Origin of the sequence: Marinobacter sp. GH_1, from assembly GCF_048595985.1 — a bacterium.
Classification (GTDB): domain Bacteria; phylum Pseudomonadota; class Gammaproteobacteria; order Pseudomonadales; family Oleiphilaceae; genus Marinobacter; species Marinobacter shengliensis.
This window is the reverse complement of the sequence record NZ_CP184460.1, coordinates 1,293,891-1,315,951: the sequence shown is the minus strand read 5'-3', so window position 1 is coordinate 1,315,951 and position 22,061 is coordinate 1,293,891. Positions and strand designations below refer to the sequence as shown.

The 22,061-nt window shown below is 58.4% G+C and carries 18 protein-coding genes; 7 read left to right on the top strand and 11 right to left on the bottom strand.

All coding sequences use genetic code 11. The features are described from left to right. Positions 1-37: 37 nt before the first annotated feature. The 5 genes from ACNSOI_RS06085 to ACNSOI_RS06065 form a co-directional block, all read right to left on the bottom strand. On the bottom strand, positions 38-1,063 hold the full coding sequence (locus ACNSOI_RS06085) for a hypothetical protein (RefSeq protein ID WP_061331682.1): 1,026 nt from the start codon (positions 1,061-1,063) through the stop codon (positions 38-40). A gap of 132 nt (positions 1,064-1,195) precedes the next feature. Continuing rightward, positions 1,196-2,146 carry a DegV family protein gene (locus tag ACNSOI_RS06080; protein WP_106695330.1) on the bottom strand — a complete coding sequence of 317 codons (951 nt, stop codon included), beginning with the start codon at positions 2,144-2,146 and terminating at the stop codon, positions 1,196-1,198. 118 nt (positions 2,147-2,264) lie between these two features. Then, positions 2,265-3,083, bottom strand: coding sequence for a metal-dependent hydrolase (locus ACNSOI_RS06075; RefSeq protein ID WP_138435602.1), 819 nt, complete (start codon positions 3,081-3,083; stop codon positions 2,265-2,267). Between the two features lie 246 nt (positions 3,084-3,329). After that, a complete protein-coding gene (locus tag ACNSOI_RS06070) occupies positions 3,330-4,700 on the bottom strand; it encodes a solute carrier family 23 protein (RefSeq protein WP_106695328.1) in 1,371 nt (456 codons plus the stop codon). 95 nt (positions 4,701-4,795) lie between these two features. Then, positions 4,796-6,424 carry an acyl-CoA synthetase gene (locus tag ACNSOI_RS06065; protein ID WP_286254535.1) on the bottom strand — a complete coding sequence of 543 codons (1,629 nt, stop codon included), beginning with the start codon at positions 6,422-6,424 and terminating at the stop codon, positions 4,796-4,798. A 149-nt stretch (positions 6,425-6,573) separates the two neighbouring features. Between ACNSOI_RS06065 and ACNSOI_RS06060 the strand changes: the two genes are divergently transcribed. Together ACNSOI_RS06060 and ACNSOI_RS06055 are read left to right on the top strand one after the other, a co-directional pair. Then, positions 6,574-8,064 carry a sensor histidine kinase gene (locus ACNSOI_RS06060; protein WP_420195365.1) on the top strand — a complete coding sequence of 497 codons (1,491 nt, stop codon included), beginning with the start codon at positions 6,574-6,576 and terminating at the stop codon, positions 8,062-8,064. 7 nt (positions 8,065-8,071) lie between these two features. Next, on the top strand, positions 8,072-8,728 hold the full coding sequence (locus ACNSOI_RS06055) for a response regulator transcription factor (RefSeq protein WP_420195364.1): 657 nt from the start codon (positions 8,072-8,074) through the stop codon (positions 8,726-8,728). Here ACNSOI_RS06055 and ACNSOI_RS06050 read toward each other — a convergent pair. Beyond that, entirely contained in the window at positions 8,709-10,130 is a 1,422-nt protein-coding gene (locus ACNSOI_RS06050; protein ID WP_420195363.1) for a PLP-dependent aminotransferase family protein, read from the bottom strand. The genes ACNSOI_RS06055 and ACNSOI_RS06050 overlap by 20 nt on opposite strands. Before the next feature lie 208 nt (positions 10,131-10,338). Between ACNSOI_RS06050 and ACNSOI_RS06045 the strand changes: the two genes are divergently transcribed. The 3 genes from ACNSOI_RS06045 to ACNSOI_RS06035 are packed head-to-tail and all read left to right on the top strand — an operon-like array spanning position 10,339 to position 12,683. Beyond that, positions 10,339-10,644 (top strand): hypothetical protein, encoded by a 306-nt coding sequence (locus ACNSOI_RS06045; protein ID WP_374814048.1) that lies wholly within the window; start codon positions 10,339-10,341, stop codon positions 10,642-10,644. Next, a complete protein-coding gene (locus ACNSOI_RS06040) occupies positions 10,641-11,447 on the top strand; it encodes a PhzF family phenazine biosynthesis protein (RefSeq protein WP_420195362.1) in 807 nt (268 codons plus the stop codon). Before ACNSOI_RS06045 ends, ACNSOI_RS06040 begins: the two co-directional genes overlap by 4 nt. A 45-nt stretch (positions 11,448-11,492) precedes the next feature. Next, the gene (locus ACNSOI_RS06035) at positions 11,493-12,683 is read left to right on the top strand and encodes an NAD(P)/FAD-dependent oxidoreductase (RefSeq protein WP_420195361.1); all 1,191 of its coding nucleotides are present in this window, start codon (positions 11,493-11,495) and stop codon (positions 12,681-12,683) included. 6 nt (positions 12,684-12,689) lie between these two features. Here the strand turns inward: ACNSOI_RS06035 and ACNSOI_RS06030 are convergent, their stop codons facing one another. The 4 genes from ACNSOI_RS06030 to alkB all read right to left on the bottom strand — a co-directional run bounded on the left by ACNSOI_RS06030 (position 12,690) and on the right by alkB (position 17,590). Beyond that, positions 12,690-14,249: a phospholipase D family protein gene (locus tag ACNSOI_RS06030; protein WP_420195360.1), complete on the bottom strand. Its 1,560-nt coding sequence runs from the start codon at positions 14,247-14,249 to the stop codon at positions 12,690-12,692. A 17-nt stretch (positions 14,250-14,266) separates the two neighbouring features. After that, positions 14,267-15,118, bottom strand: coding sequence for a universal stress protein (locus tag ACNSOI_RS06025; RefSeq protein WP_420195705.1), 852 nt, complete (start codon positions 15,116-15,118; stop codon positions 14,267-14,269). A gap of 77 nt (positions 15,119-15,195) precedes the next feature. Next, on the bottom strand, positions 15,196-16,683 hold the full coding sequence (locus tag ACNSOI_RS06020) for a SulP family inorganic anion transporter (protein WP_106695300.1): 1,488 nt from the start codon (positions 16,681-16,683) through the stop codon (positions 15,196-15,198). Between the two features lie 256 nt (positions 16,684-16,939). Then, entirely contained in the window at positions 16,940-17,590 is a 651-nt protein-coding gene (alkB, locus tag ACNSOI_RS06015) for a DNA oxidative demethylase AlkB (protein WP_286920873.1), read from the bottom strand. An 86-nt stretch (positions 17,591-17,676) separates the two neighbouring features. Here alkB and ACNSOI_RS06010 point away from each other — a divergent pair, with 86 nt between their 5' ends. Both ACNSOI_RS06010 and djlA read left to right on the top strand, forming a co-directional pair. Continuing rightward, positions 17,677-20,478 carry an HD domain-containing phosphohydrolase gene (locus ACNSOI_RS06010; protein ID WP_420195359.1) on the top strand — a complete coding sequence of 934 codons (2,802 nt, stop codon included), beginning with the start codon at positions 17,677-17,679 and terminating at the stop codon, positions 20,476-20,478. 50 nt (positions 20,479-20,528) lie between these two features. Then, the gene (gene djlA / locus ACNSOI_RS06005; RefSeq protein WP_058093084.1) at positions 20,529-21,311 is read left to right on the top strand and encodes a co-chaperone DjlA; all 783 of its coding nucleotides are present in this window, start codon (positions 20,529-20,531) and stop codon (positions 21,309-21,311) included. A gap of 9 nt (positions 21,312-21,320) precedes the next feature. On the opposite strand, the gene ACNSOI_RS06000 is transcribed toward djlA, so the two are convergent. After that, the gene (locus ACNSOI_RS06000; protein WP_420195358.1) at positions 21,321-21,929 is read right to left on the bottom strand and encodes a methyltransferase family protein; all 609 of its coding nucleotides are present in this window, start codon (positions 21,927-21,929) and stop codon (positions 21,321-21,323) included. Positions 21,930-22,061 lie beyond the last annotated feature (132 nt).

The window sequence follows — 22,061 nt, the reverse complement described above, 5'->3', positions numbered from 1 at the left end:
TATTAACGGGCTCAGGGCAAGGAAGCCACCAAACAGACTAAGCCAGCAATTTCTTGGCTGCTGCAGATCGATAGAATGCTCCCAAACGCCGGCGTACCAGCGCTTCGAGGTAGCCCTCCTCGGCCAACACCTCCACGATGGGCAGCGCCAGGGATTCCACTTCGGTCACGATAACCTCTCGAGTCACCCCGACATCCTGCAACAGGTCCATGACCGGGCGATCGCCATACTTGGCAAAAAGATGCTCCACCACCGCCCTGGCGCAGCCTTCAAAGTAGCCGGTTTTCCGGAAATTCAGCCAAAACTCGTACCCCATCACCACGAACTCCTGCAACTCCACATCGCCCAGCCCCTCTTTAAGCTCGGCAATGGTGCGACCTTCCAGGGATACCCAGGCAGCCATCACGGTATCTCTCAGCTCATCATCAGACAGCGCCTTGTGCAGGAATTGCTCACTGCGGGAAATCAGCCCCGGCAAACTGTCTGCCAACCAGGCCTTGATGCGCCGCTCAAACGTTTCGTCCAGCCCGGGCACCGCCCTATTGGCCATTTTCTTGCCGAACTTCATCATTGAGCCAACACCAGGCACAGACCGGGTAATCAGGTTGTCTTCATAGAGGTAATTGACCAGACCGTGGTAGACCACGTTGGACACCAGCTCCTGGTAGACCGGGTGCGCCATGATCTCGGCAATAATGCGCTCACGTTGGTGACGCAGCTCCAGGGCTTCTTCGATGAACCCGCTGGCCTGTTCACGAGACAGGATCTCGCCCAGGGTGGTGTCAGACTGGACCGAGGCATTCATGACCTCGGTCGCCATTTCCGCGGCCAGCTCCGGAATACCGGCGTCCAGCTCCATATCCACCACAATACGCTGGATCACGCCCATCACCTGGTCCGCGCTCACCAGTCGGTTCAGGGTGACACTGCCCGCGTGATCGAGCAGTTCGTCCACCTCATTATCGATGAACTTTTTCAGTTTCGCCCCTTTGAGAGCAGACATCTCATGTTTGACGTGTGCTTCCAACAAAGTATCGGCAAGGCTTGGGCTTGTCTTTGACATAAACCGGGCATCCTTTTGGCTAGGGTCCTGAACGTTGCCAACGAGGCTAACACGAACTGGCCTGGCGCGGGTTCGCCGGAATTACCCCGGCTGGGGCAATGCAGGGCCAGTCTGGGCCGACAGGCCTGGAGGCTACTGGAAATCGTTGAAGGTATGGGGCTCGGCGGCCAGGGCCAGGCAGATACTGCCCGGGCCCACGTAGATGGCACTGGTAATACCCATTTGTGACAGCAACAGCTCTACCCCATTGCTTTCACAGGCATCGCGCAAGCGATTCAGGCCTGGCAGATCTTCGATCTCCGTCCAGGTCAGGCCGCAGGACAAGCTGACGTAAGGCGTCAATAAACCAGCCTCCACCCGGGCGACCGCGTAATTCATTACTTTCTCGACTGCCATATCAAAGTTGCGGGTTTTAACCACGGGTTTGCCTTCGGCACCCTGGCCAAAGATCACCGGGACAATGTTCAGGGCCTTACCCAGGAACGCGGCAAACGCCGAGACGCTTTTGTCACCACGGCGCCGGGCACGCTCGCGTATATAGTGCAGATCTCGGGGAATCACACAGGTATAGATCTTGTCGGTAAACGTCTCGACCTCATGCCGAAGGGCATTCTTGGAAAGCTTTTGCTCAATCAGTTTCAGAGTATGTGCCGCCAGCAAACCCTGCCCGGCAAAGATCTGTTTACTGTCGATCACCCGCATGGAGAACTTGCCATCCCGGCCAGCGGCCTTACGGGCCTCCTCGTAATGAGCCATGACCGAGTTCATGGCTTCCGCGGCGTTCTGGAAAATCTGGCTACGGCTTTTGGTGACGGTTTCGCAGATGGCCACATCGAACTCGGTCACGATCTTTTCCATGAACAGGTCATGGATCTGTTCGGCAGTGTAGGCTTTGGTTTCCGCTTCATGACCTTTGCCCAGCAGGCCACTTTGATAAAACTCCTGGGTACGAACCGGGCAATGTTTATCGGTGTAGGTCTGGCCGTCGATAATAGCGGTTACCGGCAGAACGAACAGGTCGTGCTTGCGGGCAAAGTCATAGGGCAGGTCACAGGCGGAATCTACAATCAGGCCTACTCGCATGCTGTGTGTCTCCGGGTGCGGGCAACACCTCACATGGGCATGCCCTTTATTGTCATTATTTTTGTCGCGCTACAGTTTTGCACAGATTGGTGAAAATTTCAGCACCCACCTCAGGCTGTCAAACCTCCAGTTCTTTCAGGTTATGTTCCAGTAGCCGACGGTTGTCTTGCTGCCATGGGTGGAAACCTTTCCGGAAGTAGGCCAGGAATTCCGGCAGGCACTTGCGCAGAACGCCGGGCTTCCCCCAGAGAAAATTCAGCCCGCCTAACCAGGTTTTCAGACTCCAGAGCTTGCCATCCGTCTTCAGCAGGCTGCAGGTGTTGATGAAGGTGTACTTGAAGAAATTCCAGGTGACAAACAGAAAGACAATCCGGCGCAACCGCTCATTGCCAACGCAGGCCCGGTATACGTCGAACGCCACCGACTTGTGCTCGGTTTCCTCAATGGCATGCCAGCGCCATAACCTCTGCATTGTCGGCGTAGCGCCCTCCATCCACTCAGGGTGGCTCAGAATAGCGTTGGCCAGCACGGCGGTGTAATGCTCTGCACCGCAGGTGCCTGCCAGCTGGCGGCTGGGTGGCAACCGCCCTACCCAGTCCATGTGCTTGCGGAAGCGCGCGTCGAGGGCATCGATATCATAGCCACGGGCTTTCAGGGCTTCGTTGTAATCTTTGTGCTCTCGGCTGTGCAGGGCTTCCTGGCCGATAAAGCCTTTGATCTCTTCCTTGAGCTTAGGGTCGGTAATCTGGTCCCGGTACAGGCGAACGGCGTTAATGAATTGCTGCTCTCCGTCGGGAAACTGCAGCGACAAGGCATTGAAGAATGCGGTGCGGAAGGCATCGTTGCCGTGCCAAAGGGTTTTCAACTCATCCCTTACATCAAAACGCAGATGCCTGGGTTTGACGGCGACGCCGTCCGGTGTGGAACTGATGGTCATTTCGGCCCCCTGTTGTCGGTTTGTTGTTATTAAAGCACTCGACATCGGATAAATTTTCACCAGTTCGGCCAGTGTACCCCCGTATTCCAGATAACCGGAAGGGGCCAGCCTGACAAATTCGACAATTTGTCATGAAATGACAAACTGTCAGCACACTGGCACAAACAAAAAAAGGGAGGCATCAAGCCTCCCAAGGACACACAGTGGGTTGGTGCCGCCATCTTCATAGCGGCACCGGGTTCAGTGTTACTGGCTCTTCTCGGCGCCCGGGGCCTCCGGGTCGGAAGTGAATTTCAGTAAATGAGTGCGTTCGATCAGGTAGTAGAGAACCGCACCGGTCGCCAGGCCCCAGCCTGCGCCATACACCGCCAGAACCACACCCATGGTGCCGGCAATGCCTCGCTCAGTGTTGTTCTCCAGCTGCTCCAGGCCCACCATCAAACAGATGTAACCGGTCAGCAGCAGGGTCAGCGACAGCGCAATCGGCAGCACCGGCTGGAAGAAGCTCACCAGCGGCAGGACAAACAGGGCAATAAAGCCGGTAATCCAGAAAGTACCACCACCGCTGTAGATGGAATCCATGGCGTTACGGCCATACTTGTAGCGTTCGGCCATGGTGGCGGTGACCGCTGTCCAGATTGGACCAGCAAGGCCAGGGTATGGCGCAAAGAACGCGTGGCCACCGTTACGGATAGCAGTTACCAGGTGAACACGGTCAATGCTGTTGTCGATGTCTTCGTCTTTACGCAGGTGGTCAACACGGTTCATCAGGGACTGCCCCACCACGATATCGCCGAAGGCAATCACGTAAGCGATGACCGCAGTCGGGATCGCATACAGGAAGATATTCAGATCCGGGAAACCTACGGTAAACGGCAGGTAGTTCCACAGCTGGTCAAAGGCCGGCTTGGTGATGCCCCACTGCACATCCGGTACAGCGTATTCACCGGTGGCAAAACCAACCAGGATCGCCACAACCATGCCCGGCACCATGCCGTAGTTGGCAATCTTGCGGGCAATATTGCTCTTATCGACGAAGCCCTTGAAGGACACCGAGAACATCAGGTAAAGACACACCAGGCCACCGACAATCAGGGAAATGGGCGTGTTGGCCAGACGGCCACCGGCCTCAATTTCGCCCATCAGGGCCGCAATACCCGCACCGATAATGATACCGCCCTTCATGGAGCGCGGAATCCACTCAACCAGTTTACTGCCCAGGCGGGTAACCCCCAGAATCAGGAAGATCAGGAACACCAGGAACTGCAGGGCGAACAGCGCCTGAATGGCCTCCGGGCCAGGCTCGTAGTCCGAGAGGAACAGCAGCACCACAGGAATACCCGGGGTTATCCAGCCGGGAACCAGTGGCACGCCCAGCAGCGCCGGCAGCATAAAACCGATACCGCAGATAACGACATAAGCCAGGGCCACCTCGTAGGGTACGCCGAGATAGGTTTCAAGCAGGGGAATCATCGCCAAACTGACCACAAACATGATCAGGGCCTGGACCATCTCCGCGAACTCCCAACGATAGTGGACGAACGGCAGACGGATTTTGAAAGGGCCCGCGGGCCAGAACGGCTGTTCTTCACCGTTTTTTCTGTGGAACATTTGCATTGCATTACCTCCGGGCACGCCGGTAAAGGGTGCCAGTCAATGTTATTTTTGTGACGAGGTGTGGCGGCACCGAAAGATGCCGCCGTTCAGGGGGATTAGTTCAGATCTTTGGCCTGGTCCCGCAGCACGAACTTCTGGATCTTGCCGGTGGATGTTTTCGGCAGCTCCGAGAAGACCACGGTTTTGGGTACCTTGAACCGGGCCAGGTGCTCGCGGCAGAAATTGATGATGTCTTCTTCAGACACATCACCTGCCTCTGGCTTGAGGGTGATGAAGGCACAGGGCGTTTCACCCCATTTCTCATCCGGGCGGGCAACCACCGCCGCTTCCATCACCGCCGGATGGCGGTAAAGGGTGTCTTCCACCTCGATGGTGGAGATATTCTCACCGCCGGAGATGATGATGTCTTTCAGGCGGTCCTTGATTTCCATGTAGCCGTCTTCGTGCCACACGGCCAGGTCACCGGTGTGGAACCAACCACCCCGGAAGGCTTCTTCCGTGGCACTGGGGTTCTTCAGGTAACCTTTCATCACGGTATTACCGCGCAGGAAGATCTCGCCGATGGTCTTGCCATCTTTCGGGACCGGCTGCATGGTGTTGGGGTCAGCCACCATGGTACCGCCCAGGGTGTGATAACGAACGCCCTGGCGCGCCTTGATCTGGGCACGCTCACGCAATGGCAGTTCATCCCATTCGGACTTCCAGGCACAGACGGTGACCGGACCATACACCTCGGTCAGGCCGTAAACGTGAGTCACCTTGATACCCATTTCTTCGATGGAGCCAATCACCTGGGCGGGGGGCGCCGCGCCGGCGGTCATGGACTTCACTTCGTGGTCGATACCGGCTTTCGCTTCCGGAGACGCGTTCAGCAGTGCGTTCAGAACAATCGGCGCGCCGCACATGTGGGTAACCTGGTGGTCACGGATCAGTTGCAGGATCTTCTCAGGGTCTACCCGGCGCAGGCATACGTGGGTGCCAGCCATGGCGGTGATGGTCCAGGGGAAACACCAGCCATTGCAGTGGAACATCGGCAGGGTCCACAGATACACCGGGTGCATGTCCATGGACCAAACGGCCTGGTTACCCAAAGCGTTGATGTAGGCGCCGCGATGGTGATAAACCACACCTTTGGGGTTACCCGTGGTGCCAGAGGTGTAGTTCAGGGAAATGGCATCCCACTCATCGGCCGGGAAGCTCCACTGAAACTCGGGGTCACCCTCCTGCAGGAAGGCTTCGTAGTCGAGGTCACTGACCTGAACGCCCTCACCGTACTCAGGGTCGTCCACATCAATCACCAGGGGCTTGTGCTCAAGGTGACGAATCGCATCTTTAACGACCTGGCCGAATTCGCGGTCGGCAATCACGACTTTCGCTTCACCATGCTCCAGCATGAAGGCAATGGCCTCGGCATCCAGGCGCACGTTCAGGGTGTTCAGTACTGCGCCGATCATGGGCACGCCAAAGTGGCATTCCACCATGGCAGGAATGTTGGGCAGCATCACCGCCACGGTATCGCCCCGGCCGATACCCCGGCCTTTCAGGGCAGAGGCCAGACGCAGGCAACGGTCATAGGTTTCTGCCCAGTTACGACGGATGGCACCGTGGATGATGGCCGGATAATCCGGGTACACACTGGCGGTGCGCTCGATAAAATCAATGGGGGACTGAACTGCGTAGTTGGCATCCCGGGGCGCAAGGCCCTGGTCGAAGATCGAAGTCATTGGCGTGGTCCTCTAACTCAGATGTTGTTCTTATGGCATATTCAGAAGAATAGCCAAAGCAGCTATACTCCAGATTGCCCGAAATGGTAGAAGATAGAACAAATACTAGAAACTCTACTATGGTATTATAGGATTATTACTATAACTTTATGAGCAACCCTAAAAAAGCCCGCGTTTTCAGCCAACTGGTCCCTAATGACCCACAACCCACTCTCGTGGTCGGTCGCACATTAGAGGTCCTGGCCAGTAATCATGCGGCCGATTCCCTCGTCCAACGCGCAGAACTGGACTATCCGGAGCACCTTTTACCGGTGAACGCGGCAGCGCTTGTTAAATCAGCCCTGGAACAGGGGCGAGCCATTGAAAACGTGGAATCCCGGTTTGCCGACCATATTTTTCTGTGGAGCTTCATTCCGGATCCAGACAGCGGGGAAGTATTGGTTCGGGGCCGTGATGCCACCAACGATATCCTCACCCTGGAAGAAGCCGTTCGCTCCAACCGCCTTTACCGGCTGATCACCGAGAACACCACAGACCTGATCTCGCGGCATGCCCCGGACGGACGATTCATTGATGCCACGCCAGCGTCCTGGCGCCTGTTGGGCTACTGGCCGGAAGAGCTCCGGGGCAAGGCCCTGGAAGAGGTGTTCCAGGGGGAAAACGTGGCCGAGCAACTGGCCCTGACCCGCCACCGGCTGCGGGAAGACGGCTACGCCACCATGACGCTGGAGATCATTCACCGCAACGGCAGCCGCCGCTGGTTCGAGATTGCCAGCCGCGCCATCCGGGAGACCTATACCGGCGCCGTGGTGGAGGTGATCAGCGTATCCCGTGACATCACCGCCCGGGTGGAATCCGAGGAGCAGAACCGGCTGCTGGCAGATGAACTGGCCCACACGGCCCGCCTGGCTACCCTGGGTGAACTGGCTTCCAGCATTGCCCATGAGATGAATCAGCCACTGGCGTCAATTGTGAATTTCGCGTCCGCCAGCCAGCGCTTTCTAAAGGAAGCAGACCAACATCCCGAGAAGCTGTTGAAGGTAGACGACGGCTTGCAAAAGATCGTGCACCACGCCAACCGCGCTTCCGAGGTGATCAAACGTTTGCGGGCGTTCCTGCGTAAAGGCCAGAAGCGCATGGGCCCGGTATCCCTGAATTCGGTGATTACCGAGGTTGCACGCCTGTGCCAGTGGGAGGCAGAGAAGAACGGCGTCCGGATCTATGAGAACCTGGCCGCAGACTCTCCCACCATCACCGCAGACCCGGTGTTGCTTGAACAGGTGTTGATCAACCTGATCCGTAACGGCATCGAGGCCAATGTGGAAGCCGGGGCAGACAAAGACAGTGCAGGCCCTTCCCGGATTGTGGTCAGCACCTGCGTCAACGACCAACAGGAAACCCTGATTCAGGTCATCGATGAAGGCCCGGGGCTGGACGACGAAGGCATACGCCAGATGTTCCAGCCGTTCTACACCAGCAAGGCCAAGGGGCTGGGACTTGGGCTGTCCATGAGCCGTTCCATCATTGAGGGATTTGGCGGCTTTCTGGATGCCACCCGCACAGACACCGGCGGCCTTTCGCTGATCTGCCGGTTCCCTCCCGGCAACACCCGATGCACCCACAAACCAACCCAGGAGTAAGCCCCCGATGTCTGGTACCACCCAGTCAAACGCCAACACCGTTTACGTTGTTGATGACGATGCCGGTATGCTGGAGTCCACCCAATGGCTGTTGGAATCGGTCGGGCTTGAAGTCAGAGCCTACAGTGATGGCCGGCAGTTTCTGGATGCCGTGGAAGACCAACGCCCCGGTTGCGTGATTCTGGATATCCGGATGCCCGGCCTTGGCGGGCTGAATGTTCAGGAAGAACTGCAAAAACGGGGCCTGGAGATACCGATTATTTTTGTCTCCGGCCATGCCGATGTGCCCATCGTGGTGCGTGCCTTCAAATCCGGCGCCTTTGATTTTATCGAGAAGCCCTTCAATGAGCAGTTATTACTGGACAGCGTGCAGCAGGCACTGCAGGCACCCGCCGAACCCGAGCCACCCGTTCGCTCGGATGCGGATACCGTAGCGCTGATCAGCACCCTCACCCGCCGGGAACGGGATGTCTTTCTGCCCCTGGCCCAGGGCTACACCAGCAAGGAAATCGCCGAACAGCTGGATGTCAGCGTTAAAACCATCGACCTGTATCGGGCCCGGGTAATGAAGCGCCTGGGCGCAGAGCGGCTGCCGGATGTCACCGGCGTTGCCATTGCTGCCGGACTGCTCGACCCGGCAAATCTCAGAACCGGTCCGGGCTGACCCCCGACTGCACCTCCCGGGCGATGGCACCCAACCGGTCAACAGCAGCTTCAATCCGACCGGTCCAGGGATTGCCGCCGTTCAGCCGCAGGCAGTTGTCGAACTTGTTGGCGGTGGAGAACATCCGCCCCGGGGCGACGTTTATATTCTCTCCCCGCGCCCGATGATACACCTCGGTACCCGACACCCCCTCCGGCAGCTGAACCCAGAGCACAAACCCGCCCTGGGGCCGGCTTACCGCGGTGCCCTCCGGAAAGGTTCTGGCAATAGCCGAACGAAGCCGGTCTGTGGACTCCTTGTAGTGCTGCCGGGCCGAACGAAGGTAACGGTCATAACCACCCTGTTCCAGAAAATGGGCGACTGCCAGCTGCGGGATGGTGGAAGTTGCCAGATTCACAAAATATTTGTGTTGCCGGGCGGCGGCCATATGCCGACCGGGGATCATCCACCCAAGCCGCAGCCCCGGAGAGATGGTCTTGGAGAATGAGCTGCAGTAAATCACGTTATCCGCCAGGTCAAAGGCCTTGGCCGGGCGCGGGCGCTCGCCGGTATGGAAAAGGTCGCCGTAGATATCGTCTTCAATCAATGGCACCCCAGCAGCCGCCAGCATGGAAACCAGCTGTTGTTTGCGCTCGTCGCTCATCCGGGCACCCATGGGATTACTGTGGTTTGGCACCACCACGCAGGCTTTCAAGGGCCACTGCTCCAGGGCAAGCTGCAGGCCTTCAAGACTGATGCCGTCTGACGGGTGGGTGGGGATTTCAATCACCCGCAGGCCCACCACTTCCAGCGCCTGCAGGATGCCGGGAAACGAAGGTGACTCCACGGCGACGATATCCCCGGGTTGGGTCACTGCCCGCAGGGCCAGAATGATAGCCTCCTGGGCTCCGTTGGTGGCAAGCACATCATCTGGCGCAATGGGCACTCCGATGGTGGCCATTCGCTGCGCAATCTGGCGCCGGAACGATTCCTTGCCCGGAAACGCATAGTCGAGGGTTTCCAGGCCTCGCCTCGCCGCCCATAACGTGCTCTGCTGAATCTGCCTGACCGGCAGGTAGTCCGGGTGCGGAATGGCCGTGGCCAGGGGCACCATACGCTTTTGTTCATCGGCACACAGGTCCAGGGTCATTTCCCGGGCAGACACCGGTACCGGACGACTGCGCTGTTCCGTCATTCTTGGTTCCGGCAAATCCCGGGCTGGCCGGCGCACGAAATACCCGCTGCGTTCCCGGGCCTGCAGGTAACCTCGGGCTTCCAGAGTCTGGTGGGCCTGCAGCACGGTTGAAATACTGACACCGAATTGCCGGCTCAATACCCGCACACCGGGCACACGCTCCCCTTCCCGGTATACACCATCAAGGATCAGCGCCTGAAGCTGGTCCGCCACCTGGTTGTAGAGCATGCCCATCGTGTTCTCCGCCGTGCCGTGCTTTATAAGCTCTATTCCACCAGAACCGACGCCACTATGAGCAGTACAGTTTCCCGGCTTTTTCGGCAGTACAGTTTGCATTTTTCTGCATCTGTACCGATTCAATAACACTGTAGCTGAATCTGTTATGGAAATCCGATGAAACCAATAATGGTTCCTGAATCAGAAAAGGAGTTTCATCATGGCAACGGCAACCATCCCAAAACCCGACTCGTGTTCAACGCGCCCCGTTCACCGCGCCACCCGGAACGATGTGCTGGGCCTCTATGCGACAGAGGGCACACCGGCCGCCGGCACACTGATGACAGCCATGCAGGCCTTGGCCCGTGAGGGCATCCGTGTGATACCCGTTGGCAACCGTCACTGGGTACTTCGGGGCGCCGCGCCGCTGCCCGAGATTCACTGTTACAGTGAGCAGGAGCTACATGGAATCTCAGTCTCACCAGCCAGACGCGTTCTACTAACAACCCACAAGGACAACCCATGAAGACAGAAATCTACCAGGTGGATGCTTTTACCAATGAACTGTTCCGGGGAAACCCTGCGGCGGTGATGCCCCTGAACAGTTGGCTTCCGGAGCAACAGATGCAGGCCATTGCCCTGGAGAACAATTTGTCCGAGACCGCTTTCCTGGTGCCACTCCCGGAGCAGGATGATGCAGATTTTCATATCCGCTGGTTCACCCCGACGGTAGAGGTGCCACTGTGCGGACACGCCACCCTGGCGTCGGCGTGGGTGGTGTTCAATCGTCTTGGCTGGCAGCACGACAGGGTTCGTTTCCAGTCGGAAAGCGGCCCCCTGGCGGTTACCCGCCGTTCCGATGACTGGCTGGAACTGGACTTCCCCAACCTGCCGTTTGAATCCCGACCAACCCCGGAGTTAATCCGGAAAGCGCTGCCAAACGCCCCCGAGCAGGCGTTCTACGTGCCGAATGACACCAACTACATGGTGGTTCTGGACTCGGAAGCTGCGGTAACCAAAGCTGCCCCGAACCTGGCGTTGCTGGCAGAACTGGGCAATCAGGGGCTGATCGTTACAGCGCTGGGAACCCAGTGCGATTTCGTCAGCCGTTACTTCGCCCCCGGAGCGGGTATCGATGAGGACCCGGTAACCGGTTCCATCCACAGCGTGCTGGTGCCCTACTGGGCCGAACAGCTCGGCAAACAAACACTGGAAGCCCGCCAACTCTCTGCACGCGGTGGCGTTCTGCGGTGCGAGCTCAGAGATGACCGGGTAGCCATCGCCGGCCAGGCGGCGTTTTATATGGAAGGGTCCGTTTACCTGCCCTGAGGCTGATATACTGCCCGCCATTTTCAACGAGTGGTGGGCAGTTCTATGGCAGGTTCAACATCCCGGTACGATGTCATCATCATCGGCGCAGGCGCTGCCGGGCTGATGTGCGCGGCCACCGCCGGATATCGCGGCCGCAAAGTACTGGTGCTGGACCACGCCAACAAACCAGGCAAGAAGATCCTGATGTCTGGCGGTGGCCGCTGCAATTTCACTAACCTGAACAGCACGCCTGCGAACTTTCTCTCCGACAACCCGCACTACTGCATCTCCGCACTGAAACGCTATACGCCGCAGGATTTTGTGGAACTGGTGGACCGTCACGGGGTGGAGTATGAAGAGAAAGCACCGGGCCAACTGTTCTGCAAAGACAGCGCAAAGGACATTCTCAATGTGCTGCTGACCGAGTGCGAATGGGCCGGCGCCGAGATCCGTATGAACACGTCGGTGTCCGGCATCCGCCAGCAGGGCTCCGGTTTTTCCCTGAAGACCAGCAGCGGCACACTCGGTTGCGAATCCCTGATTGTCGCCTGTGGTGGGCTGTCGATTCCCACCATGGGTGCCACCGGGTTCGGTTACGAGATTGCCAAACAGTTTGGCTTGATCGTACTGCCCACCCGCGCGGGGCTGGTGCCGTTCACCCTGCACCCGGAGCTGAAACAGCAACTGGCGCCGTTATCTGGCGTTAGCTGCCCTGTCGATGCCCACTGCCACCAGCAGCACTTCCGCGAACCCATGCTGGTAACCCACCGGGGCCTGAGCGGCCCCGCGATGCTGCAAGTATCCAGTTACTGGCAGCCGGGCGATGCGGTACACATCAACCTGTTGCCGGCTGAGAACATTCACGAAGACCTGCTGGCCCTGCGCAGCAGCAAGCCACAATCCACCATCGCGCACTATCTGAACCAGCACCTGCCGAAACGATTCGCCCAGGCATTCAACGAGCTGCACGGATGGAGCGGCCCCCTGCAGGGGTATCGCAACCAGGAACTGGAACAGGTTGCCGGCACGCTTGGCAACTGGACCATCAAGCCGGCAGGTACCGAGGGCTACAGAACCGCCGAAGTAACGCTGGGCGGAGTGGATACTCGCCAGCTATCCTCCAAAACCATGGCGGCCCTGGATCACCCGAACCTGTACTTTATCGGGGAAGTGGTGGACGTTACCGGCCACCTGGGCGGGCATAACTTCCAGTGGGCGTGGGCCTCCGGCGTGGCGGCGGGCAACGTGGCCTGAATGGCCTCAGAGATACTTCTCGATCGACAACCAGGACAACATCCGGGAAGCCGCCCGGCGCCAGAATCCGGTCTCGGGTTCCTGATAAACCTCCCCATCCCGGGATTGCCACACCAGGCTACCCTGCTCGTTCAGGCTCACCCGCCAGCTGTTCTCCGGCGCCATGGCGCGCTCAATATCTTCGGCTACCGCGCGCGCCAGTTGCGGGCTGCGAATCACCAGCACCGTTTCGCCGTTGAGGTAGATAGAACGCAGGTTCACGTTAAACGAGCCAATAAACAGCGTTTCCCGGTCAAACACCACGGCTTTGGAATGCAGACTGACCACACCGCTATCGCAGGCCTGTTCGTTGGCCACCCAACGTTTACAGGCGGGTGCGTCGGGTCGCAGCTCGTGCAGGTCAAAGCCCTGCTCCAGCATCTCACGCCGCCAACGGGCGTAGCCGGAATGATTGGTGACCAGATCATTGGTGGCCAGCGAATTGGTGATCGCCGCCACCTTCAGCCCGTGGTTGCCCAGATTGTCCAGCCCGTTCAGCTGCTCGTCTGCCAGAATCAGGTAGGCAGACTCAATCAGAATTTCCTTGCGGGCCGATTCGATCAGATCAAACAGGGCCTTTGCGGTGTTTCGCGGCTTGTCTACCGGCGCTTCCAGGTCTTCCGGTGGCGGATCGAACACCAGCTCGGCCTCCGCCTTCACCATGTCAGCGAACCACCCTGCCAGCAGGGATTCCGCCTGGTTCCTGCCCTGGGGTACCGACGCAGTAAAAGGCAGCGGCTCGGTGGTGGCACGGCTGAGTCCGGACAAGCGGTCACCCGCACGCTCCGATTCCGGCAGCTCATACAATTGCCCCAGCGGGTAAGACCAAGGGCTTTGCCAGTAGGCCTCAAAGTTATCGGTCATGGCGCCAGCCAGCGGCCCGAGCACCATGACGTCGCGATCCCGGAAATTCAGTTCCAGGTGTTCATCAAAGTACTCATCGCCAATGTTGCGGCCGCCGGTGATCCCTACATTGCCATCCACCACAAAGGTCTTGTTGTGCATGCGCCGGTTGATGCGGTCGAAGTCGGTGATAAACGACAACCAACGGCCAACGCCCTTGCGGGAAGGAGAGGGATTGAAAATCCGGATGCTGATGGCAGGGTGGGCCTCGATCATGGCAAACAGGGATTCCTTGCCGGCCACATTGATGTCGTCCAGCAACAGGCGAACCTGCACGCCCCGGTCTGCAGCGGCTACCAGGCGGCCAGCCAGGTACCGGCCGCTGGCATCGTCGTTCCAGATGTAATATTGGGCATCAATGCGCTGACTGGCGGTTTCAATCAGGGCGCTGCGAACCACAAAGGCATCGCGGCCCGTGTCGAGCAGCCCAAACGCAGAGAGTCGGGATTCGGGATCAAGGTGCATCCGGCGCTGATCCGTTGTGAAGGAGTCTGCCACCGAGGATACCGCCAAAACCGGGCCATGGTCGACCGGCGGCAATCCCCTTGCGCAGCCGGCAAGCAGCCCCGCAAACAATAACAGGCTCAGCCTGGTGATCAACGGGACTACTTGCCGGGTCAGCATGGCCGGGGGATTCCTTGTCAGCGAATGATAACCAGTGGTTTTTTAGCGGTTTTCAGCATGGTTGTGGTGGTACTGCCCACCAGGAACTGGCGAATTCTGGAATGGCCGTAGGCGCCCATCACCAGAATGTCGATGTCATGTTCCGCCTGATACGCGTGCAATGTAGGCTCCACATCCCCCGCGCGAATGGCCAGGGTGATATCGACACCCAGCCCGGACAACATCTGCTCTGCCTGCTTGAGCTGTTCCCAGCGGTCGGCGGTATCCGGGCCAACCATCACCAGATGCAGGGGCATGCCTTTGAGTACCGGGCTCTGGGCAATCAGTTCCACCCCCCGGAAAGCGGTGGGGCTGCCGTCGAACGCCAGCATGGCACTTTTCGGCTCACTATAGTCATCCGGCACCAGCAAGATGGAGCGATGCACACTTCGGATGACGGTTTCCAGCTGGCTGCCAATGTGGATATCACGGTCAGAGCTGCTTTCACCGTGCAGCCCCATCACAAACAGGCGGGTCTCTTTCTCAAGGGCCACCAGAGACTCAGTCAGATTTCCGTGGCGCTGGCGCTTGACAGCCTCCTCCGCACCGGCGGCCTTCACCCTGGTTTCGGCTTCATCCAGCATGTGATGGCCGTGCTCCAGCGCCAGTTTGGCCCGCTTTCGGTCCAGTTGCGCCAGTTCGTCCAGCAACTGCTCACGGCTGCCAAGCCCGATGTTGCCCGCCAGATCCGGCTCCGCCGGGTAGCGTTCTTCGTCCAGAACATGCAAAAGCATCAGGGGCGTTTCCATGTGCCGGCTGGCCCAGGCTGCGTAATCGCATACTGCAGGTGCTGCCCGGGAGCCATCGATACAGGCCACTACTCGTAACATACTTGCCTCGCCTTGGTTGTCCGTCTGCTCGTTATTGTGGCTGCGAATGTCGTTCTTTTCATTGCTGTCGATCATTGTCAGTGACCCATCAGGCGGTCGACGGCATCCGGCTTATCATGAACACCGAAGCGGTCAACGATGGTGGCGCTGGCCTGGTTCAGGCCAATTACCTCAACATCAGAGCCTTCCCGGCGGAACTTGATCACCGCCTTATCCAGCGCAGCTACGGCGGTGATGTCCCAGAAGTGGGCCCGGCTGAGATCTATTACTACATTATCGACTGCTTCCTTGAAGTCAAAGGATTCCAGGAACTTCTCTGACGAGCTGAAGAACACCTGGCCTACCACGGTGTAGCGACGGGTCTCGGTGTTTTCATCCAGCTCAGAAGTCACCAGCATGTAGTGGCCAATCTTGTTGGCAAAGAACAGGGCCGCCAGCAGCACGCCCGCCAGAACGCCAAAGGCCAGGTTGTGGGTGGCCACCACCACAATCACCGTTACCAGCATCACGATGTTGGTAGACAACGGGTGCTCCCTGAGATTGCGAATGGAATCCCAGCTGAAGGTACCAATAGAGACCATGATCATCACCGCCACCAGCGCGGCCATGGGAATCTGCACGAGCCACTTGTCCAGAACCAGCACCAGAATCAGCAGGAAGACACCGGCGGTGAGGGTCGACAATCGAGTGCGACCACCGGATTTCACGTTGATGATGGACTGACCAATCATCGCGCAACCGGCCATGCCACCCAACAAACCAGAGCCGATGTTGGCAATGCCCTGGCCCTTGCACTCCCGGTCACGGTCACTGGTGGTGTCGGTCAGGTCATCCACGATGGTGGCTGTCATCAGCGATTCGAGCAGGCCGACGACGGCCAGAGCAACCGAATACGGCAGGATGATCATAAGGGTTTCAAGGGTCAGCGGCACGTCCGGCCACAGGAAGATGGGCAGGGTATCCGGCAGTTCGCCCATGTCCCCAACCGTGCGGATATCCAGGCCCATCACCATGGCCACAAGGGTCAGGCCAACAATACACACCAGAGGCGATGGAATCAGCTTGCCCACGGTGGGTATCAGCGGGAACAGGTAGATAATGCCAAGGCCAGCGGCGGTCATGGCATACACATGCCAGGTCACATTGGTCAGTTCCGGCAACTGGGCCATAAAGATCAGGATAGCCAGGGCGTTCACAAACCCCGTGACCACAGACCGGGACACAAAGCGCATCAATCCACCCAGTCTCAGGTAGCCTGCGGCAATCTGGATCACACCTGTCAACAGGGTTGCCGCCAGCAGGTACTCAAGGCCATGCTCCTTGACCAGGGTCACCATCAGCAGGGCCATGGCGCCGGTTGCTGCCGAGATCATGCCCGGCCGGCCACCCACAAAGGCAATAATCACGGCGATACAGAAAGAGGCATACAAACCCACTTTCGGGTCCACACCCGCGATGATGGAGAAAGCAATCGCTTCCGGAATCAGCGCCAGGGCAACAACGATACCGGCGAGCAGGTCGCCTCGAATATTGGAAAACCAGTTCTGCTTGAGTGATTGCACCATGATTGGGGATATCCAACTGAACAATGAAAAATAAACGACTGCCAAGCACACGGGCACGGGCGGGTGTCAGGAAACCTGAAAAAGAAGTCTGGGCGAGGCCAGTTAAGGGGGCATGAACGCTATGGCGGAAGGATCGTCACGGTTATGGAATGCTTCGCTTTGATGAAAGTCAGATTACTGTCGAATCGGGGCGGCGAAGCTTACCAGAAGCGGGCAGGGAAAGTAAGGCAAGGGCGCCAACCGCCTCGCTGCCGGGTCATCCGGCTTTGCGAAAAGTCAGGTTGTAACGGCAAGAGCCCGTCAAAGGGTGGTGGCCCGCTTTGAGTGTCAGTACGCCGTGATAGAACAGCCGAGCCGGCCCTCCCCAAACCACCACATCGCCGTGCTCCAAGGGGATTTTCAGGGGTTTGTCTGATCGCCTCGGCCCGCCAAACTGGAAGGTTATCGGCAAACCGAGGGAAACGGAGACAATGGGCCAGGAGAAATCCTGCTCGTCTTTGTCCTGGTGCAACCCCATGCGGGCGCCGCGCTGATAACGGTTGATCAGGCAGGCATCCGGCACAAATCCCCGATACCCCGCCGCCTCGGCAGAGTTCCGCGCCAGCGTTATAAAGGACTCGGGGATCTCAGGCCAGGGCAGACCGGATTCCGGATCGGTGGACTGGTACCGGTAACCCGACCGGTCTGTCACCCAGCCCAGTTCGCCGGCACAGGTCATGGCGGCCGACATGCTGTGGCCGCCGGGCGTTACCATATGCCGAAACGGCGCTTTGCTGGCCACCTCACCAATGGCTTGTATCAGATCCGGGGCCGTGTTCCGGGCAAACCGGCGCAATACCACAACGCCCTCACCCACCAGTTCCTGCCAGGGTTCAGCATCACTGAAATCAAACAGATCTGTTGTCATAACCTGATCATTTTCATCAACATTCAAAACACCTCGGCGGTCAGGGTCTACACTCAGGATACCTGTTTTCCATTTAAGGCTCGCCCATGCTGCCGAACCGCCAGACCGCACAGGTGTCGCTCGCTTTTCTGATCGCGTCCGCCATCACTCTAGGCATGCTCATTCTCACCCTTGTGCTGGTGGGCCAGAGCTTTCGCGGCATGGAGCAGGCCAAACTAACAGCGGCAGAGGCCACGGCACGGCAACTGGCCACCAGCGTGGATGACCGCATCAACGCCATTACCCAACCGCCCTCCACCGCGCTGGCGGTGCTCCGACATGACCCGTTAACGGCGGCAACCACACTGGATCAGCGCCTTGAGCGGCTGCCGGTACTGGCCGACATCCTGTCCAGCAGCGCCATCGTCAGTGCTATTTACGCCGGCTTTGGCGACGGCGATTTCTTTCTCTTCCGCACCTTGAGCAGTTCAGGGTCCGTGCAGTTTCCGGACGCCCCCACTGGCAGCCACTTCCTGTTGCAAAGCCTCGAACGGGAAGGGGAGCAACGGGTTGGGGTATGGCGTTTCTACGATCAGGGGCTAAACCTGATTGAGCATCGGGTGCTGGAAAGTTATGACTACGATCCCCGCCAACGGCCATGGTATCAGGCAGCCCAGAGCGTCAGCGAACTGCAGCTATCCGCGCCATACGTCTTCTTTACCACTCAGGAAACCGGGCTGACACTGTCTCAGCGGGCCAGTGCACAGCCTTCCACGGTCCTTGGCATTGACGTTACGGTGAATGATCTTGGCGCCCAGCTCGCCCAACTGCGCCAGACGCCCGGCAGCCAGCTCGCCATCATCAATGATCAAGGGCAGTTACTGGCCAGTTCAGAGTTTGAGCAAGAGGCCGGTGCCGTTATCCAAACGGCCCGGCTGCAGCAAACGGAACGGGGCGTCGGCGGTTTTTCCGCAGAGGGGCGTGATTGGTATGGCGTTGCCGTGGCACTGGATGCCCTGCCGGATGAGTCACTGTCGATTGTGATTGCCATTCCCTCGGATGAACTGCTTGCAGAAGTCTGGGCCGCATTGGCCAGGCAAACCCTCATTGCTGGCGCCATCGCCCTGCTGTTGCTGGTCATCGGCTGGTTTATGGGGCGCCAGGTGGGCAAGCCGCTGGAGCAGCTGACAGACAGAGTCAGCCAGCTGTCACGCTTCCGATTCGACACTAAGGTTCGTTCCGAGTCTCACATCCGCGAGGCGTCGCAGTTGAGCATTGCGCTGGACGACATGGCCCATACCATCCGCAGCTTCCAGAACATTTCCACCGTACTGAACCGCGGCCAGGACCTGAACCAGCTGCTGCAGGATATTCTCGAGCAGATCGTTAGTATCGTGGGCCAGAAACGCGGTGCGATCTACCTGTTCAACATTCACGATCACAAACTCGAACTGACCGTGAATGGCGGCCTTGAAATACCCAAGGCACTCAGGTCTATTCCCCCTGCCGCCGATGACAACGAACTGATCCGTATTCTGCGCAGCCACATTCCCGGCCACTCGGTGTTTGCCATTCTCCGCAACCGCCGCCGCAAACTGATTGGCGTGTTGATTATCGAGATCGAGCACGGAGACAAAACAGAACTGAGCGATGACCTGATCCTGTTTGTTGACGAGATTGCCGGTTCTGCCGCCGTTGCCATCGAAACCCGTGAGCTGATCGAAAGCCAGCAGGCCCTGCTGGACGGCATCATTCAACTGGTGGCCAACGCCATCGACGCCAAATCACCCTACACCGGGGGCCACTGCGAGCGGGTGCCCAAATTGGCACAGATGCTGGCTGAACAGGCTGAGAGCGCCAGTGACGGCCCGTTTGCCCGCTTCAGGATGTCCGAAGACGAACGTTACGAATTCCGCCTGGCCGCCTGGCTCCACGACTGCGGAAAGATAACCAGCCCGGAATATGTGGTTGATAAGGCGGTCAAGCTTGAGACCATTCACAACCGGATACATGAAATCCGAACCCGTTTCGAGGTGTTACACCGGGATGCCGACATCCAGTACCTGAAGGCGTGCCTGGAAGCGAAAGATTCTGACGAGGCGCGGCAACAACGGGTTCAGTTGCAAGAAACCCTGCAGGGGGAATTCGCGTTTCTTGCGCGGGTCAATCAAGGCAGCGAATCCATGTCGGATGACGATGTCGCGCGCATTCACCAGATTGGCAGCCGCACCTGGCTACGGAACTTTAGCGACCGCCTGGGCTTGTCCGGCGACGAACAGCAAGCTCTGGAACACCAGCCAACACCCGAGCTACCCGTTATGGAAACCTTGCTGGCTGACAAACCCGGCCACTTGCGCAGCTGGGGCGACAATACTCCACCGGTGCGCAAAGACGATCCCCGTACCCGCTGGGGGTTCGATATGACCTTGCCGGAGCACGCCTACAATCGGGGTGAGCTGCACAACCTCACGGTGCGTTATGGCACCCTCACCGACGAAGAGCGATTCAAGATCAACGAGCATATCGTGCAGACCATCTGCATGCTGGATGCCCTGCCGCTGCCAGATCGGCTGGCCAATGTGCCGAGGCTCGCCGGCACCCACCACGAGCGAATGGATGGTAATGGCTACCCTTGCAGGCTGACAGGTGAAAACATGAGCATTCCGGAAAAAATCATGGCCATCGCCGATGTATTCGAAGCCCTCACTGCGGTAGACCGCCCCTACAAACGCGGTAAAACCCTCTCCGAATCCCTGGGGCTGATGGCGGTTATGGTGGACAAGGGGCACCTGGACAAGGACACCTTTAACCTGTTTTTGCAGTCCCGTATCTGGCTGACCTACGCACAACAGCACCTACGGCCGGAACAGATTGATCCGGTGGATGAAAGCCTGTTCATGAAGCGCTGACCAAAAACACGTATATTCTACGGACTGATTTACTCGCTAAGGATATCTGAATGCTGTTCGCAATGATTTTCGGTGGCCTGATCGGTTATGCCTTTGGCCGGTTTCCGGGATTCCTGGTGGGGGCTGCCATTGGTGCATTCCTGTTCCAGCGGATGAAAAGCCGGCTGATAGGCAAGATTCAGAGCCTGCAAAACAACTTCGTTGAATCTGTGTTTGCCGTCATGGGCGCCCTGTGCAAGGCCGACGGCGTGGTGACCCGGGACGAGATTCAACTGGCGGAGGCGATGTTTGAACGGTTTCGTTTGAACGAAGAGCAAAAAGCCATCGCCCGGGACGCCTTCAACCGTGGCAAGCAACCGGATTTCGACCTGGACGCGGAGCTCAACCGCTTTTTGCAGAACTCCGGCCGCCAGCCCGCCTTTCTGCAGATGTTCCTGCAGGTTCAGGTGTCGGCGGTGGCCGCAGATGGCCAGGTACACCCGGCCGAGCACGAGATGCTGGTGCGTATTGCCCGGGGCCTTGGCCTGCCAGAAAGCCAGGTAGACCAACTGGAGGCCATGCTGCGCGGCGCCCATGCCGGGCATGCCGGCGGCAGCCCGAACTACTCCTCGGGGCAGCAGATTGAGGACGCCTACAAGGTATTGGGGGTCTCCGCCTCTGCCTCCGATGCAGAGATCAAACGCGCTTACCGCAAGCTGATGAGTGAGAACCACCCGGATAAACTGGCCGGGCGCGGCATGCCCGAGAGCATGCGGGAGATGGCGGAAGAGCGCACTCGTGAAATCAGCCACGCCTACGATGTGATCAAAGACGCCCGAAAACAGGCATCCTGACGACAGACGTCAGAACCAACGGGGCACCTTTGCCCGGTAAACCTCATAGTCCTGGCCAAAGCGCTGAGCCAGGGCTTTTTCTTCCTCTTTTGCCTGGCGGGTAATCACCAGCACACCCGCCACCAGGCAAACCAGCGAAAACGCACTGGGCAATGCCAGAAAAAAGCCCAGCTGCCCGGTCATAACCGCCAGAAACAACGGATTTCGGGAATAGCTGTAGGGGCCTTGAGTCAGTAGCCTGGCCTTATCTGCAGTGGGTGCGATACCGGAGCGCCAGTCTTCGTGCATATACGCCTGCAGGTAATTTACCGCCGAAAACGATGCCAGCAGTAACACCGCACCGGCCAACAGAACCGGCCAGTGATACAGCCAGGCAAATACCCCGAGCCAGCCATCCAGGTCGACAAAAATCCGCGCCAGACACACCAGAAGAATCACCGCACGAAAGACATTGAAGATGTGGCGATGCCACCAGGTCGCTTTACCCCGGGCACCGTAATGAATGTGACTGAACCCCATACGGGCGTATAAGCCCAGTGTTCTGGCGGAGAACTGCAGGCCAATCATCAGAAAAAAGATGCCGAGAAACGTTCGAACAGCGGGTTCAATCAGATCCATTTATGCATTCTGGTTCAACAGGTTGGCCATCAGCTTACTGTCTGATTCCGGTTATTGAAAGTGATCAGAATCAATCACCCGTTCGCTGGTTTTAACGGAGCATGTGACGCGATACCCAAAATGACATGCCAT

Bases quoted from the DNA above. Each gene is read 5' to 3' on its own strand.
- ACNSOI_RS06085 (WP_061331682.1), bottom strand. From the start codon at position 1,063: ATGTCAAAGACAAGCCCAAGCCTTGCCGATACTTTGTTGGAAGCACAC.
- ACNSOI_RS06080 (WP_106695330.1), bottom strand. From the start codon at position 2,146: ATGCGAGTAGGCCTGATTGTAGATTCCGCCTGTGACCTGCCCTATGAC.
- ACNSOI_RS06075 (WP_138435602.1), bottom strand. From the start codon at position 3,083: ATGACCATCAGTTCCACACCGGACGGCGTCGCCGTCAAACCCAGGCAT.
- ACNSOI_RS06070 (WP_106695328.1), bottom strand. From the start codon at position 4,700: ATGCAAATGTTCCACAGAAAAAACGGTGAAGAACAGCCGTTCTGGCCC.
- ACNSOI_RS06065 (WP_286254535.1), bottom strand. From the start codon at position 6,424: ATGACTTCGATCTTCGACCAGGGCCTTGCGCCCCGGGATGCCAACTAC.
- ACNSOI_RS06060 (WP_420195365.1), top strand. From the start codon at position 6,574: ATGAGCAACCCTAAAAAAGCCCGCGTTTTCAGCCAACTGGTCCCTAAT.
- ACNSOI_RS06055 (WP_420195364.1), top strand. From the start codon at position 8,072: ATGTCTGGTACCACCCAGTCAAACGCCAACACCGTTTACGTTGTTGAT.
- ACNSOI_RS06050 (WP_420195363.1), bottom strand. From the start codon at position 10,130: ATGCTCTACAACCAGGTGGCGGACCAGCTTCAGGCGCTGATCCTTGAT.
- ACNSOI_RS06045 (WP_374814048.1), top strand. From the start codon at position 10,339: ATGGCAACGGCAACCATCCCAAAACCCGACTCGTGTTCAACGCGCCCC.
- ACNSOI_RS06040 (WP_420195362.1), top strand. From the start codon at position 10,641: ATGAAGACAGAAATCTACCAGGTGGATGCTTTTACCAATGAACTGTTC.
- ACNSOI_RS06035 (WP_420195361.1), top strand. From the start codon at position 11,493: ATGGCAGGTTCAACATCCCGGTACGATGTCATCATCATCGGCGCAGGC.
- ACNSOI_RS06030 (WP_420195360.1), bottom strand. From the start codon at position 14,249: ATGCTGACCCGGCAAGTAGTCCCGTTGATCACCAGGCTGAGCCTGTTA.
- ACNSOI_RS06025 (WP_420195705.1), bottom strand. From the start codon at position 15,118: ATGTTACGAGTAGTGGCCTGTATCGATGGCTCCCGGGCAGCACCTGCA.
- ACNSOI_RS06020 (WP_106695300.1), bottom strand. From the start codon at position 16,683: ATGGTGCAATCACTCAAGCAGAACTGGTTTTCCAATATTCGAGGCGAC.
- alkB (WP_286920873.1), bottom strand. From the start codon at position 17,590: ATGACAACAGATCTGTTTGATTTCAGTGATGCTGAACCCTGGCAGGAA.
- ACNSOI_RS06010 (WP_420195359.1), top strand. From the start codon at position 17,677: ATGCTGCCGAACCGCCAGACCGCACAGGTGTCGCTCGCTTTTCTGATC.
- djlA (WP_058093084.1), top strand. From the start codon at position 20,529: ATGCTGTTCGCAATGATTTTCGGTGGCCTGATCGGTTATGCCTTTGGC.
- ACNSOI_RS06000 (WP_420195358.1), bottom strand. From the start codon at position 21,929: ATGGATCTGATTGAACCCGCTGTTCGAACGTTTCTCGGCATCTTTTTT.